Consider the following 14,450-nt stretch of genomic DNA (forward strand, 5'->3'; position numbering starts at 1 on the left):
TCTGACCACAAAGGCCTCATCCGCGGGCCTCATCAAGGTGGCATCCCAGCTCGAACCAGAAGGTCGCCCCCTCGTCAGGGACGGAGTCGAACCCGACCTCGCCGTCCATGCGCTCCACCAGTTCCCGGGTAATCGCGAGCCCCAGACCACTGCCGCCCTTCTGGCGGCTGTCGGAGGCATCGGCCTGGGAAAACTTCTGGAAGATGCGTTCGCGGAACGCCTCCGGAATCCCCGGGCCGTGATCGCTCACCGAGACACGCACCCGCTCCCCGTCCCGCTCCACCGCCAGCCTCACCTCGCTGCCCTCCGGCGAGAACTTGGCCGCATTGGAGAGGAGATTGGCCAGTACCTGCTGCAGACGGTCGGCGTCCACCACCACCCGGGCCCCATCGTCCTCCGCGTCCAGCACCAGGCGCACCTGGTAACGCTCGGCATATCCCTGGTTGTCGCGCACGCCCTGCTCCAGCAACGGGAACAGCGGCTGCTCGCGCCTCTCGAAGCGCATCTTGCCGGCCACCAGCTTTTCCATGTCCAGCAGATCGTTGATCAGCAGTTCCAGGCGCTTGCTGTTCTTGTGAGCGATCTCCAGCATCGCCTGCATCCGCTCCGGCAACGCCCCTGCCGCTCCACCCGTCACAAGGCCCAGGGAACCGGAGATCGAGGTGAGCGGCGTGCGCAACTCATGGCTGACCGTGGAGATGAACTCGTTTTTCATGCGCTCGATGCGCTTGCGCTCCGAGATATCCTCGATGATCGACCAGATCAGTTTGCGCCCGGTGTTGTCGTGGACCACCATCCCGTTGAGGACCACCGGATAGCGGCTGCCATCCTTGCGGATGTATTCCTTCTCGAACGGACCGTAGCGACCGGTCGCCTCCATGCGCTCCAATTGCTGGCGCTCCATTGGCTCGTATTCCCGTGGGGTGACGTCCCAGTAGCTCAGGGCAATGAATTCCTCGCGGGTATATCCGGTCGGGCGCAACAGGGCTTGGTTGAGATCCACGAAGGCCCCGGTCGCGTAATCGTTCAGGGCAATACCGACCGGCGATAGCTCGAACAACCCGCGCAGACGGGTCTCGCTGAGTCTCAGCGCGCGCGCCGCCGCGTCGCGTTCGATCGCCGAACCGATCCAGCGCGCCAGCAGACGCACGAACATGCGCTCGCCATCACTGAACCCAACCGGACGCGGCTGCACCGACGAGAAGTTCAGGGTGCCATAGCGTTCACCCTGCACCTCCACAATCACGCCAATGTAGGCCTCCAGCCCGAATTGCTCGTAACACGGATGCCCACGATGCCCGGAGGCCGCCATGTGGTCGATGGCCACCAGTTCCCCTTTTGCGAAGATCAGGTCGCAATAGGTCCTGCTCCGGGAAAAGTGCTGTCCAGGCGCCAGAGCGGTACCGGGAGGTGCGACACAGGCGTGCACCTCGTAATCGTCACCCCGGATGCGGCTGACGATACCCAGTTCCAGCCCAAGGAAATCCGTTCCCAGCTGCAATGCCCGCTCGAGTTGTTCGTCGAGCCCCAGCGTGGTCATCGACGCAATGTCGTTGAGGGCCGCAAAGGCCTCCAGCTGGCGCTGGCGCTGCTCGCGGTTTTCCCGATCCCGGGTCACATCCAGGATGAAGCCATCGAGATAGCACACGCGCCCCGCGTCGTCGCGAACCGCCGAGCCGCGCTCCTGAGTCCAGCGGATGCCGCCATCGCGATGCCGGATCCGGTATTCGACGACCCAGTCGGTCCCGGCCCGCAACGCCCGGTCGACCGCCTCCTTCACCGCTGCCAGGTCGTCGCCATGGATCACGCTGGCGTAGCTACGAACAGCGTTGTCGATGAACTCACTCGCGGGATAGCCTGACAGCGGGTCCACCTGGTCGCTCATGTAGAGCATGGTCCAGTCGTCGTCCGGCAGGCAGCGATAGGTAATGCCGGGGATATTGTCGACCAGCGAGCGAAACTGTTGCTCGCTTTCGCGAATGCGCTCCGCGTCCTCCTTTTCTCGGGTCACATCGGACTCGATCGCCATGAAGCCCTGCAACCTGCCGTGCTCGTCGCGCAACGGATTGCCCTGGATGCGAACCCAGTACGGTCGGTTATCCCGATGGTAGTTCAGCATGTCGACCTGAAAGGGATCGCCCCGCGCCACTGCCGCCCCGATCCGCGCCGCTACCTGCGGATCCGTCCCCTCGCCCTGCAGCAGCTTGCCCGGCTTGCGCCCGCGCAGTTCGTCCAGGGTGTAACCGCTCAGCCGCGTAAAACCGTCATTGACCCATTCGACCCGGCCCTCGGCATCGGTGATGATCACGCCATTGGTGGCCTCGCTGGCCACCCGCGACAGCCGCGCCAGCTCTTCCTGGTCGGCGCGGTGCCGGCGCCGGATGCGGGCCGCATCGGTCAACTGCCCCAGCGTGACCAGCAGCGGCTGCAGAAACGCCACCAGGCTCTGGTCGTAGCCACCGGGGCGGTTGGCAATCCCCAGCATGGCAACCCGCTCGCCGCCATGCTCGATCGGGATGCCGAGAAAGGCCTCGAGCGGTGGATGTCCCTCGGGCAGCCCCCCGCTGCGCCGGTCGCGGGCGGGGTCGTTGGCGATCACCGGCCCGCCGCTGGTGAGGGCTGCACCGAACAGGGTCTCCAGGTTGTGGAACTCCATCCCCCGGGGCGCATTGGCCGCGTAGAAGGCCCGGGTCGCATCATCCCAGGCGATATTGCTGATGGCATAGGTTTTGAGATAAGGAAGCCCTTCCGGGTGGTACAGCACTTCCCCGATAAAGCCGTATTCGCTGTGGGTCAGCTCGAGGATGTCCGCAAGCAGTCCGTCGAAGGCCTGCCTGCGGTCCTCGTCGGTATCACGAATGAACTCCGACTGGGCACGGGTGATGGCCTCGCCGAGCCGCCGCAGGCCTTCCAGGGCATCGCTTAGCGCCTGCTGTTCAGTGGAGTCGATTTCCGCCTCGACCGCATCGGCGAGGTCACGCAGGGATCGGCGCTCGTCCTCGCTCAACTGCCGCGGCTGGCCGTCAATCAGGCAAAGGGTGCCCACGCGGTAACCATCAGAGGTGACAAGCGGCGCGCCGGCATAGAACCGGATCTGCGGCTCCCCGGTAACCAGCGGGTTGTCGGCAAACCGGGAGTCCGCGCGCGCGTCGCGGATTTCGAGGATATCGTCCCCGAGAATCGCGTGACCGCAAAAGGAGATGTCACGCTCGGTCTCCGGGGCCTCGAGCCCCTGCCGGGACTTGAACCACTGCCGGTCCTCGTCGACCAGCGAAACCAACGCGATCGACACCCCGAACATCCGCCTGGCCAGACGCGTGAGTCGATCAAACCGCTCCTCGTCCGGGGTATCCAGCAGCCCCTTTGCCCACAGCGCTCGCAACCGTTCCTGTTCGTTTCCGGGGCGGGGAGGCGTTTTCAACCGGGTTTTCCGTGGTTAGGGGTCGATAGACCACGATACTGCCACGTCTCACCCCCCATCCCAACAGGTGTAATGTGCCACCCTACTGGGTACTTCCAGGGAAACACTGCATTCGTGTCCAGGCGGATGTTTACTCCCACTCGATGGTGGCGGGGGGCTTGCCGGAGGTGTCGTAGGTGACGCGCGAGATGCCGGGGATCTTGTTGATGGTGCGGCGCGAGACGTGGTCGAGGAAGTCATACGGCAGGTGCGCCCAGCGCGCGGTCATGAAGTCGATGGTCTCGACGCACGCAGTGCGACCACGTAGTCGTAGCGTGGGCCATCGCCTATCACGCCCACCGACTTCACCGGCAGGAAGACCGCAAAGGCCTGCAAGGTCTTGTCGTACAGGTCCGCCTTGCGGAGCCCCCCTGATGAAGGTCGCATCGGCCCGGCGCAGCAGGTCAGCGTATGCCTTCTTGACCTCGCCGCGGATGCGCACGCCCAGGCCCGGCCCGGGGAACCGGTGGCGATAAACCCTCCCGGTGGGCAGACCTAGCACCACAGGGCCATCGCCACCCAGCTCGCGGACCCGCTCGGCCATGTCACGGCCACTGATAAACGCCGCGGTTGAGCGCGTCCCGGATGGCCGAGATCAGCTTGTTGCCTCTCAGCGTCGCGCCGGTAAAGGCGTCGATGTCCTCCACCACCTCCTCCGGCGCGTAGAGATCGAATAGGGCCGATAGCGGCCGCCCTTCGAGGTAATCGATGGCCTGACGGTGCTGGCGCATCACGGCATGAAGTTCCTCGTGCTCCTCAAGCGCCAGATAATCCACTCCCTGGTAGCTCAGGTACCGGAACCGGACGTTGTGGAAATGATGGTCCCGCAGATCGAACTGGATATTGACCTGCATCGCGCCCCGGTCCGAAAACACGCCTCGATAGCGCCCGTCCAGGTACGTCCCGGGCGACAGGCCGAGCAGCACCCGACCCGGCGGATGGGTGGCGGGTTCCCGCGTGGGCGCTGAAGCCTCGGGCCGTGCCCGGGGTTCCGGTGCATCGGCCAGTTGCCCTACCCGGTACTGTTCCAGCATGGCGGCGGCCCTGGGGCTGTGCGGACGCCCGGGCGTCTTGTTGTACCAGCCTTCGGTGGCATCACGGCCGCACCACTCCAGTATCACGTCCTCCGAGGTGGGGTGACGCGGAATATAGTCCGTCACGTCGTACACCTGGCCGTCGATGGCCTTCCAGCAGCTCTCGGCACTGTCGTGGGCCGCAAGCTCCTGTTCTGTAAACAGGCGCTGATCGTCGTCGGTCTCGCGGGTCTCCGCGACCAGCGCGCTGACGGCCCAAAGGGTGATGATCACGGCGCAGAAGGCCACGAACGCGGTGTAGGCAATCTTGTTCACGGTCATAGGAAATCAAACGCCTCCGTATGAATGCGGCCCCTGGGTACACCGGCGCGGCTTAGAAGCCCCATCAGGTGATGCACCATGCCGGGCGGCCCGCAGATGTAGATCTCCCGTTCCTCCAGGTCCGGGCAATGCGAGCGGATGAACGCTTCATCCACGGGGCCGCGATCCTGGAAATAATGGATCTGTGCATCGAAATGCGGGTGCCCCTGCGCGATCTCCCGAAGCTCGTCCATGTAATAGGCGCGGTCCGGTCGATTGGCCAGGTAGATCAGGGTGACCTCCGGCCCGGCCCCGGGCTCCCGCTGGAGGGCCCGGGCGCCGGACACGAAGGGCGTAATGCCGATGCCGCCACCGAACCAGAGCTGCCTGCGTTGCGGCTCGCATCGCTCGAAGAACTGCCCGTAGGGGCCCTCGATCTGCACGGCGGTTCCCGGTGTCACCGTCTGCAATGCCCGGCTGGCGTCGCCCAGGGCCTTGATGCCCACCCGGACAACGTCCTCGCCTGGCGCCGAAGAGATGGTGTAGGGGTGCTCTTCCCCCCGGCCGGCTTCCAGGCCCGGGTCGTGGGGGGTGAGGTACATGAACTGTCCCGCGGCATGAGACATGGCCCGGCCCCTCGGGGCGAGGGTGATCTCCACCACGTTGGACGCAAGGGCGGTCACGGCATCGACGGTATAATCATGGCGCCCCAGCCGGGGCGACAGCACCTTGCGCCAGAGCACTGCGGCAACCGCCAGGGCCGCGAGCCCCCACCAGAGCAGCGCATGCTCCACGAGCATGACCGCGTGCGCGAACGCCAGCAGGAACGCGGGCACCGACAACAGGTGGAGGCGCTTCCAGCGCTGGTAATGCGGCCTGCCGAAAAACTGAAAGGTGGGCGCGAGAAAGATCAGCATCAGCGCCAATGCGCCCCAACCGATCCATACCGCCCCGTGTTCAAGGGGCGGAAAGATCACCTGGATGGCCGCTTCCGGAGAAATGGGCAGCGCCCCGAAGGCCAGCCACACCACGTGCAGCATGATCAGGATGAAGGCTGCGAAACCCAGTATCCGGTGCAGGGTCCAGATGCGCGGCAAACCGCCGAACCAGCGATCCAGGCCCGGCAGGCGCACACTCAGCATTGCACCGACCAGCAGCGCGCTCAGACCTAGCACGCCGGCCAGGTGCCCAAGCGCCGAGAGCACCTCGGCCGCGCCGGCGCCCGGCCGCGGCCACCAACGCGGCCACGCCACCAGCACCGGCAGCAGCAGCAACACCACGACAATCCAGTCACCCGCTCTGATGCGTCTGAACATGGGATCCGTTTATTCCAGGAAGTCCACCTCGGCACAGTCTAGGTAACCGCCGATCAATGTACACGCTCGCGTTAGTGCACCGTGTCTTCCGAGGCAAGGCGTAGCCCCACGGCCGGTAGTCGTGCTACCGGCCGTGGGCTAAGCAGGATCCTGAAGCCTCCGCTATGACGCCGGTCAGCACCCGCCATTGCGAGTCTTTCCAGTCACTCCCACTCGATGGTGGCGGGGGGCTTGCCGGAGATGTCGTAGGTGACGCGGGAGATGCCGGGGATCTCGTTGATGATCCGCCGCGAGACGTGGTCGAGGAACTCGTACGGCAGGTGCGCCCAGCGCGCGGTCATGAAGTCGATGGTCTCCACCGCGCGCAGGGCCACCACGTAGTCGTAGCGCCGGCCGTCGCCCATCACCCCCACCGACTTCACCGGCAGGAAGACCGCGAACGCCTGCGAGGTCTTGTCATAGAGATCGGCCTTGCGCAGCTCCTCGATGAAGATCGCGTCGGCGCGGCGCAGCAGGTCGGCGTATTCCTTCTTCACCTCGCCGAGGATGCGCACGCCCAGGCCCGGCCCGGGGAACGGATGGCGATAGACCATCTCGGTGGGCAGGCCCAGCTCGACACCGATCTTGCGCACCTCGTCCTTGAACAGCTCACGCAGCGGCTCGACCAGCCCCAGCTTCATGTTCTCCGGCAGGCCGCCCACGTTGTGGTGCGACTTGATCACGTGGGCCTTGCCGGTCTTGGAGTCGGCCGACTCGATCACGTCCGGGTAAATCGTGCCCTGGGCCAGCCACTGCACGTTGTCGAGCTTTGCAGCCTGTTCGTCGAACACGTCGATGAACAACCCGCCGATGATCTTGCGCTTGGCCTCCGGGTCCTGGATGCCCGCCAGGGCGCTCATGAAGCGCTCCTCGGCATCCACACGGATCACCTGCACACCCATGTGGCGAGCGAAGGTCGCCATGACCTGGTCACCCTCGCCCTCGCGCAGCAGCCCGGTATCCACGAACACGCAGGTCAGCTGGTCGCCGATCGCCTTGTGCAGCAGCGCGCCCACCACCGAGGAGTCCACCCCGCCGGACAGGCCCAGTACCACGTGATCGTCGCCGACCTGCTCGCGCACCCGCGCGGCCATGTCGTCGATGATGTTGTCGGCCGTCCACAACGCCGCGCAGCCGCAGATATCGTGCAGGAAGCGCTCGATGATGCGCTGGCCCTGGGTGGTGTGGGTCACCTCGGGGTGGAACTGCACGCCATAGAAGCCGCGATCCGGATCGGCCATGCCGGCGATCGGTGCGGAATCGGTGGAGGCCATCAAGCGGAAGCCTTCCGGCAGCTCGGTCACGTGGTCGCCGTGCGACATCCACACGTCCAGCAGACCATAGCCCTCCGGCGTAGTGTGATCCTCGATGTCACGCAACAGCGGCGTATGGCCACGGGCGCGCACCTGGGCATAGCCAAACTCGCGACGCTCCGACGGCTCGACCCGACCACCCAACTGCGCGGCCATGGTCTGCATGCCGTAGCAGATGCCCAGTACCGGAACCCCCAGCTCGAACACCGCGTCCTCGGCGCGCGGGGGCTGGTCGACATTCACCGACTCGGGGCCGCCGGAGAGGATGATCGCAGTGGGATTGAACGCCCGGATGTCGGCCGCCGGCATGTCCCAGGCATGCACCTCGGAGTAGACCCTGGCCTCGCGCACGCGGCGGGCGATCAGCTGGGTGTACTGGGAACCGAAGTCCAGCACCAGAATGCGGTGGGCGTGAAGATCCTGGGTCATGAGGTCATCCGGTATCCCGGCCTGCGGGCCGGGAGTATGTCAGGTAGGGATACCCGGCCATCGTGGCCGGGTCAGTCCATGCGGTAGTTGGGGGCTTCCTTGGTGATCGCCACGTCGTGCACATGGCTCTCGCGCATGCCGGCGGCGGTCACGCGGACGAAATGCGGCTTGGTCCGCATCTCTTCGATGTTGTGTGCGCCGACATAGCCCATGGACGAGCGCAGCCCGCCCATCAGCTGGTAGATGATGGCGACGATCGAGCCCTTGTACGGCACCCGGCCCTCGATCCCCTCGGGCACGAACTTGTCGGCCGAGCTGTTCGGGTCCTGGAAGTAGCGATCCGAGGAGCCCTGCTGCATCGCGCCCAAAGAGCCCATGCCGCGATAGATCTTGTAGGAGCGGCCCTGGTACAACTCGACCTCGCCCGGGGCCTCTTCGGTCCCGGCGAACATCGAGCCCAGCATCACGCAATCGGCGCCCGCGGCGATCGCCTTGGCCAGGTCCCCGGAAAAGCGCACGCCCCCGTCGGCGATCATCGGCACACCCGTGCCCTTCAGCGCCTCGGACACATCGGAGATCGCCGTGATCTGCGGCACGCCGACGCCGGCCACGATGCGGGTGGTGCAGATCGAGCCCGGCCCGATTCCGACCTTCACGCCGTCGGCCCCGGCCGCGACCAGCGCCTTGGCAGCATCGGCGGTGGCGATGTTGCCACCGATCACCTGCACGTCCGGGTAGTGCTTCTTGACCCAGGCGACGCGATCCAGCACGCCCTGGGAATGCCCGTGCGCGGTATCCACCACCAGCACGTCCACCCCGGCCTCGACCAGCGCGGCCACGCGCTCATCGGTGCCCTCACCCACACCCACCGCGGCACCCACGCGCAGACGGCCCCGCTCGTCCTTGGAGGCATGCGGGTGCTCGGTGGACTTCTGGATGTCCTTGACCGTAATCATCCCGCGCAGCTGGAAGTCGTCGTTGACGACCAGCACCTTTTCGATCCGGTGCTTGTGCAGCAGCTCCAGCACCAGCTCGCGGTCGGCACCCTCGGGCACGGTAACCAGGCGCTCGCGCGGGGTCATGATCTCCGAGACCGGGGCGTTCATGCGGGTCTCGAAGCGCAGATCGCGGGAGGTCACGATGCCCATCAGGTCGTTGCCGGAAACGATCGGCACGCCGGAGATGTGATTGGCGTCGGTCAGCGCGACCACGTCGCCGATGCTCGCATCCGGGCCGATGGTGATCGGCTCGCTGATCACACCGCTTTCGTATTTCTTGACCTGCCGGACCTCGGCGGCCTGGGCCTCCGCCGACATGTTCTTGTGCACGATCCCGAGCCCGCCCTCCTGGGCCATCGCGATCGCCAGATTGGCCTCGGTGACCGTGTCCATCGCGGCCGACACCAACGGGGCGGACAGCGTGATCTCGCGGGTAATCCGGGTACTCAGGTCGACATCACGCGGAACGACATTCGAATGCCCCGGGATCAGCAGTACATCATCAAAGGTAAGGGCTTCACCGAGTATCCGCATGCACCACTCCAGGCCAGGCCCGCCGGGACGCAAGGGAGAAAACCCCGGGGGCGGATAAATAGCCGTTCAGTATAGAATTCGGGCCCTTCCGGGACAAGCACAGACACACATGCAAGGGCCGTGCGCAGACGCCCGGACAGCACCCTGATAGGATGCGAATCCATCCCGAGCCCCCTGCCAGGCGAGACCCATGCCCGAGCGCGCGCCTACGGCCCGCATCACCCGACGCACCGCGCTGGCCCTGTTGCTGGCCCCCGGCCTCGGCCTGGCCACTGCGTCCAGCGCTCGCGCCGACTGGTGGCGCTTCGGTCAGGACATGTTCCGCTCGCTGATCACCCGGCCACCGGAATTCGCCGGGTTGTCGACCGCCGAGCTGATCGAGGCGGTGCACGAGGCCCTGGTCATCGCGACCCACGCCGCCTCCGAGACCCTCAGCCGGCGCAACGGCTTCTACGGCAACCCGGACGTGCGCATCCCCCTGCCCGAGGTGCTCGCCACCACACGGCGATCGCTGGGCCGGCTCGGCATGGCCGCGCCGCTGGACACCCTGGAGGAGCGCATGAACCGCGCGGCCGAGGATGCGGTATGGCAGGCCCGGGAACCCTTCATCCGGGCGATCTTCGCGCTCGATCTCGACGATGCCCGCGGCATCCTGCTGGGGCCCGAGGACGCCGCCACCCGTCATCTGGAAACACAGATGCGACCGCGCCTGACTGAGGCCATGCGTCCCGCGATCGAGCACAGCCTGGACGCCGTGGAGGCCATGACGACCCACCGCGAGCTGGAGTCGCGGATGCGCGACATCCCGTTTCTGGCAAACGTCCGCCTGGACCTGGCCGAGCATGTGCTGGACCACACCATGGACGGCCTGTTCCACGCCCTCGCGGAAGAAGAGGCCCGCCTGCGGGTCGACCCCGTCGGGCGCGGCACCGATGTCTTCCAGCGCGTCTTCACCCGTCTGTAACCATCGAGCCCCTCATGAGCGACGCCCCCGTCTTTTCCGTAACCGAGCTCAACCAGTGTGCCGACGGCCTGCTGCGTGACGGGCTTGGCCTCGTGCGCGTGGAGGGCGAGGTATCGAACCTGCGTCAATACGCATCCGGGCACCAGTACTTTTCGCTGAAGGACGAGAACGCCTCGGTGAGCTGCGTGCTGTTCCGCGGGCGCTCCCGCCAGGCCGCCCGCTTTGCCGACGGCGACGCCGTACAGATCCAGGGGCGTGCCGGGATCTACGGCGCCCGCGGGCAGTTCCAGCTGATCGTCGAGGCCCTGCAACCGGCCGGCGAGGGCCGCCTGCTGGCCGCCTTCCAGCGCCTGAAGGAAAAGCTCGCCGCCGAGGGGCTGTTCGACGCCGAGCGCAAGCAGCCACTGCCCGCCTGGACCCACCGCCTGGGCGTGATCACCTCCACCCAGGGCGATGTGCGCCACGACATCGAGCGCACCCTGGCGCGGCGCTTCCCGCTGTTGCTACCGGTCACGCTTTACCCCACCGCGGTGCAGGGTGCCCAGGCCGCCGGCCAGATTGTCGCGGCCCTGGAACAGGCTGCGGCCGAGGGCCGGGTCGACGTACTCATCCTCGCCCGCGGCGGCGGCTCCCTGGAAGATCTACAGGCCTTTAACGAGGAGAGCGTCGCGCGCGCCATCGCCGCCTGCCCGATCCCGGTGGTCAGCGGCGTGGGGCACGAGACCGACACCACCATCGCCGATTTCGTCGCCGACCTGCGCGCCTCCACGCCCACCGCCGCGGCGGAGGCTGTCAGCCCGGATGCCGCGACCCTGCGCCACCAGCTAGCGCGGGCCCGCGAACGCCTGAGCGGGCTACTAGGCCAGCGCGTGGCGCGCCACCAGCAGACCCTGACCGCCCTGCATACGCGCCTGGAACGCCGCCACCCGCGGCAAATGCTGGAACGCGATGCCCAACGCCTGGACGACCAGCGCGAACGCCTGCAGCGCGCCTGGTCGCGCCTCGAGGAACGCGCCCGGGTGCGGTTGCAACACGCCCGGTTGCGTCTGGCCGGCGCCTCGCCCGGCACCCGCCTGGCATCCGCCCGCATGCGCCTGGATCACCTGCGCCAGCGCCTGGTGCGGGTACGCCCGGACCACGACATCCTGCAGCGGCGCGAGGCCCTCGCCCGCCTGCAACGCCAACTGCAAACGGCCACCCACCAGGCCCTCGTCGCCCGCCAGCGGCAGCTGGACGCCACTGCGCGCCAGCTGCGTTCACTGGGCCCGGAGGCAGTGCTAGAACGCGGCTACGCGATCCTGCAGACCACAGAGGGCGAAGTCCTGCGCGCCGCGGATCAGACCGCCAGCGGCGAACGCGTGCATGCACGTCTGGCGCGCGGGCGCCTGGACCTGGAAGTCACCGCCACACACGGCGACAACTGAGCCGCGGTCTCCCGGCCTTTAACCACCGACGGCACACAGACAATCGCGTGTAACAGGAAGACGGGAAGCGCGCGAAGGGGTAAGAAGGAAGTGGGTAGCCTGGGGTCAGCACCTGCAAGGCCATCCCGGCCGCAGCGCGGCGGAGAGCCGGGATGGCCTCCGTCACGCACACCCCCACCAACGTGCCCGCCCCCACCGCCGGGAACCCGGATACCTGGTCAGCACACCCCAAATCCCGTAGGAGCGTGCTTGCACGCGAAGCCCCTGCCAGAGTCGGACGCGGGCAGGGGCTTCGCGTGCAAGCACGCTCCTACAACTGTCGTTCCACAGGCCCGCGCAGGACAGCAGCATCCAGCGTCGGTCAGGAAAGCAGGACGAGATTGTCCCGATGGATCAGCTCCGGCTCGAGCAGGTAGCCGAGCTCGGCCTCGATGCGATCGGCACGCTGGCCGCGGATACGCTGAATCTCGCTGGCCGCGTAGTTCGTGAGCCCCCGTGCCACGGCGGTCCCGTCCGGATCCACGCAGGTCACGACCTCGCCGCGGCGAAAATCCCCCTCGACGCTGACCACACCTACCGGTAGCAGGCTGCTGCCCGATTCGCGCAGCACGCGTGCGGCCCCGGCGTCCAGCTGCAACTGCCCGCGCGAGTGCAGCTGGTCCGCCAGCCAGCGCTTGCGCGCCGCCAGCGGTTCGCGGTCCGGCTTTAGCCAGGTGCCCAGTGCTTCGCCCTTCAGTACCCGCCCCATCACCTGCGCCTCGCGTCCGGAGGCAATCACGGTATGCGTGCCGGAACGGGCCGCGCGTTCGGCAGCCAGCAGCTTGGTTGCCATGCCACCCCGGCCCAGGCGACCGAAATCGGCTGCCACATAGCGGTGAAGCCCGGCATCCGAGGCCCGGCCCTCCTGGATCAAGCGGGCATCCGCATGCTTGCGCGGATCGCGATCGAACAGGCCATCCTGGTCGGTCAGGATCAGCAGCAGGTCGGCCACCACCAGGTTAGCCACCAGCGCGGCCAGGGTGTCGTTGTCGCCGAGCCGGATCTCTTCGTAGGCCACGGTGTCGTTCTCGTTGACCACCGGGATCGTCCCCATCTCGAGCAGGGCCAGCATGGTGCTGCGGGCATTCAGGTAGCGCGAGCGGTCGGCGAGGTCGTCGTGGGTCAGCAGGACCTGCGCCGCATGCAGATCGTGGCTGGCGAACTCGCGCTCGTAGGCCTGAACCAGGCCCATCTGCCCGACCGCGGCGGCGGCCTGCACGTGATGCAACTGGTGCGGGCGCTCGGTCATGCCCAGTCGGCGCATGCCTTCGGCCACTGCGCCACTGGAGACCAGGATCACCTCCAGCCCGCGCCGGCGCAGCGCCGCGATCTGGTGCGCCCAGGACTCCAGCGCCGGGCGGTCGAGCCCGGCACCATCGGCGGTGATCAGCGCGCTGCCAATCTTGACGACGACCCGGCGAATGGCGGGGAGCGCCCGTGTGGCAGACGCTGTCACGCGGGGTCCTCCGGCTTGTCCTCCGGCGTCCCCATCGCACCCCGCCGATCGGCCTCGGCCGCCGCCTGCGCGGCCTCCTCGACATGGCGCATCACCGCCTGCAGCAGGGCGTCCACGCCCTCGCCGGTCACCGCGGAGATGGTAAACACCGGATGCGCCTCGCCCTGGTCCGCACGCACGCGCTCGACCAGGGCCGCGAGTTCGTCGGCATCCAGCAGTTCCTTCTTGTTCAGCACAATCCAGCGCGGGAGGGCCGCCAGCTTGTCGCTGTGGTGCTCCAGTTCGGTGATCGCGGTGCGCAGGTCCACCAGCGGATCGGCCTCCGGGTGCGGCGGGGACACGTCCACCACGTGCAGCAGCAAGCGGGTGCGGGCCAGATGCTTGAGGAAACGCGTACCCAGACCCGCGCCCTCGGCCGCGCCCTCGATCAGCCCGGGGATGTCGGCGATCACGAAGCTCTGGTTGACCCCGATGCGCACCACGCCCAGTTGCGGGATCAGGGTGGTGAACGGGTAGTCGGCGATCTTCGGGCGCGCGGCCGAGGCCCGCGCCAGCAGCGTGGACTTGCCGGCATTCGGCAGGCCCAGCAAACCGACGTCGGCCAGCACCATCAGCTCCAGCGACAGCTTGCGCAGGTCGCCCGGGGTGCCCGGCTTGCTCTGACGGGGCGCTTGGTTGGTGGAGGACTTGTACCGGGTATTGCCGAGCCCGTGGAAACCACCCTGAGCGACCAGCAGACGCTGACCCTCGTGGGTCACATCACCCAGGATCTCGTCGGTCTCGGCATCGCGCACCTGAGTGCCGATCGGCACTGCGATCTCCAGATCCTCGCCGGAAGACCCCGTACGATTGCGCCCCTTGCCGTTCTCGCCACGCTCGGCATCAAACCGGCGCTGGTAGCGAAAATCAGCCAGGGTGTTAAGGCCTTCGTCGCCCACCAGCCATACGGAGCCGCCATCTCCGCCGTCACCCCCGTCGGGCCCGCCAAAGGGGATGTATTTCTCGCGGCGGAAGCTGACACAGCCATTCCCGCCGTCGCCGGCCTTTACGGTAATGGTGGCCTCGTCGATGAACTTCATTGCTTGCTTCCCGAAGTACAGAACAAAAAAAGCCCCGTCGAACGGGGCTTTTCGCGAACGCTTCG

9 protein-coding genes and 1 pseudogene are annotated in these 14,450 nt (G+C 67.0%); 2 read left to right on the forward strand and 8 right to left on the reverse strand.

Translation table 11 applies throughout. The features are described from left to right. Positions 1 to 16 precede the first annotated feature (16 nt). The 6 genes and pseudogenes from G335_RS0108845 to guaB form a co-directional block, all read right to left on the reverse strand. Complete coding sequence (locus G335_RS0108845) at positions 17 to 3,355, reverse strand: PAS domain S-box protein (RefSeq protein ID WP_081623063.1); 3,339 nt, start codon at positions 3,353 to 3,355, stop codon at positions 17 to 19. A gap of 196 nt (positions 3,356 to 3,551) precedes the next feature. Further along, positions 3,552 to 3,998, reverse strand: a pseudogene (locus tag G335_RS13910) (GMP synthase (glutamine-hydrolyzing)); the annotation flags it as partial. A gap of 7 nt (positions 3,999 to 4,005) precedes the next feature. Next, positions 4,006 to 4,815 (reverse strand): cytochrome b5 domain-containing protein, encoded by an 810-nt coding sequence (locus G335_RS0108855; RefSeq protein ID WP_018176507.1) that lies wholly within the window; start codon positions 4,813 to 4,815, stop codon positions 4,006 to 4,008. Further along, a complete protein-coding gene (locus tag G335_RS0108860) occupies positions 4,812 to 6,110 on the reverse strand; it encodes a ferric reductase-like transmembrane domain-containing protein (RefSeq protein WP_018176508.1) in 1,299 nt (432 codons plus the stop codon). Before G335_RS0108860 ends, G335_RS0108855 begins: the two co-directional genes overlap by 4 nt. 203 nt (positions 6,111 to 6,313) lie before the next feature. After that, positions 6,314 to 7,891: a glutamine-hydrolyzing GMP synthase gene (gene guaA, locus G335_RS0108865; RefSeq protein ID WP_018176509.1), complete on the reverse strand. Its 1,578-nt coding sequence runs from the start codon at positions 7,889 to 7,891 to the stop codon at positions 6,314 to 6,316. A 71-nt stretch (positions 7,892 to 7,962) separates the two neighbouring features. Next, positions 7,963 to 9,423: an IMP dehydrogenase gene (guaB, locus tag G335_RS0108870; RefSeq protein WP_018167971.1), complete on the reverse strand. Its 1,461-nt coding sequence runs from the start codon at positions 9,421 to 9,423 to the stop codon at positions 7,963 to 7,965. Positions 9,424 to 9,613: 190 nt separating this feature from the next. Here guaB and G335_RS0108875 point away from each other — a divergent pair, with 190 nt between their 5' ends. Both G335_RS0108875 and xseA read left to right on the forward strand, forming a co-directional pair. After that, complete coding sequence (locus tag G335_RS0108875; protein ID WP_018167972.1) at positions 9,614 to 10,387, forward strand: DUF4197 domain-containing protein; 774 nt, start codon at positions 9,614 to 9,616, stop codon at positions 10,385 to 10,387. A gap of 14 nt (positions 10,388 to 10,401) precedes the next feature. Then, positions 10,402 to 11,811, forward strand: a complete 1,410-nt coding sequence (gene xseA, locus G335_RS0108880) for an exodeoxyribonuclease VII large subunit (RefSeq protein ID WP_018167973.1) — start codon at positions 10,402 to 10,404, stop codon at positions 11,809 to 11,811. Between the two features lie 361 nt (positions 11,812 to 12,172). On the opposite strand, the gene proB is transcribed toward xseA, so the two are convergent. Beyond that, positions 12,173 to 13,306 (reverse strand): glutamate 5-kinase, encoded by a 1,134-nt coding sequence (gene proB, locus G335_RS0108885; protein WP_018176510.1) that lies wholly within the window; start codon positions 13,304 to 13,306, stop codon positions 12,173 to 12,175. Further along, positions 13,303 to 14,385 (reverse strand): Obg family GTPase CgtA, encoded by a 1,083-nt coding sequence (gene cgtA, locus G335_RS0108890; RefSeq protein WP_018176511.1) that lies wholly within the window; start codon positions 14,383 to 14,385, stop codon positions 13,303 to 13,305. Before cgtA ends, proB begins: the two co-directional genes overlap by 4 nt. Positions 14,386 to 14,450: the final 65 nt, after the last annotated feature.

Source organism: Thioalkalivibrio sp. AKL8, from assembly GCF_000380525.1.
Classification (GTDB): Bacteria; Pseudomonadota; Gammaproteobacteria; order Ectothiorhodospirales; family Ectothiorhodospiraceae; genus Thioalkalivibrio; species Thioalkalivibrio versutus.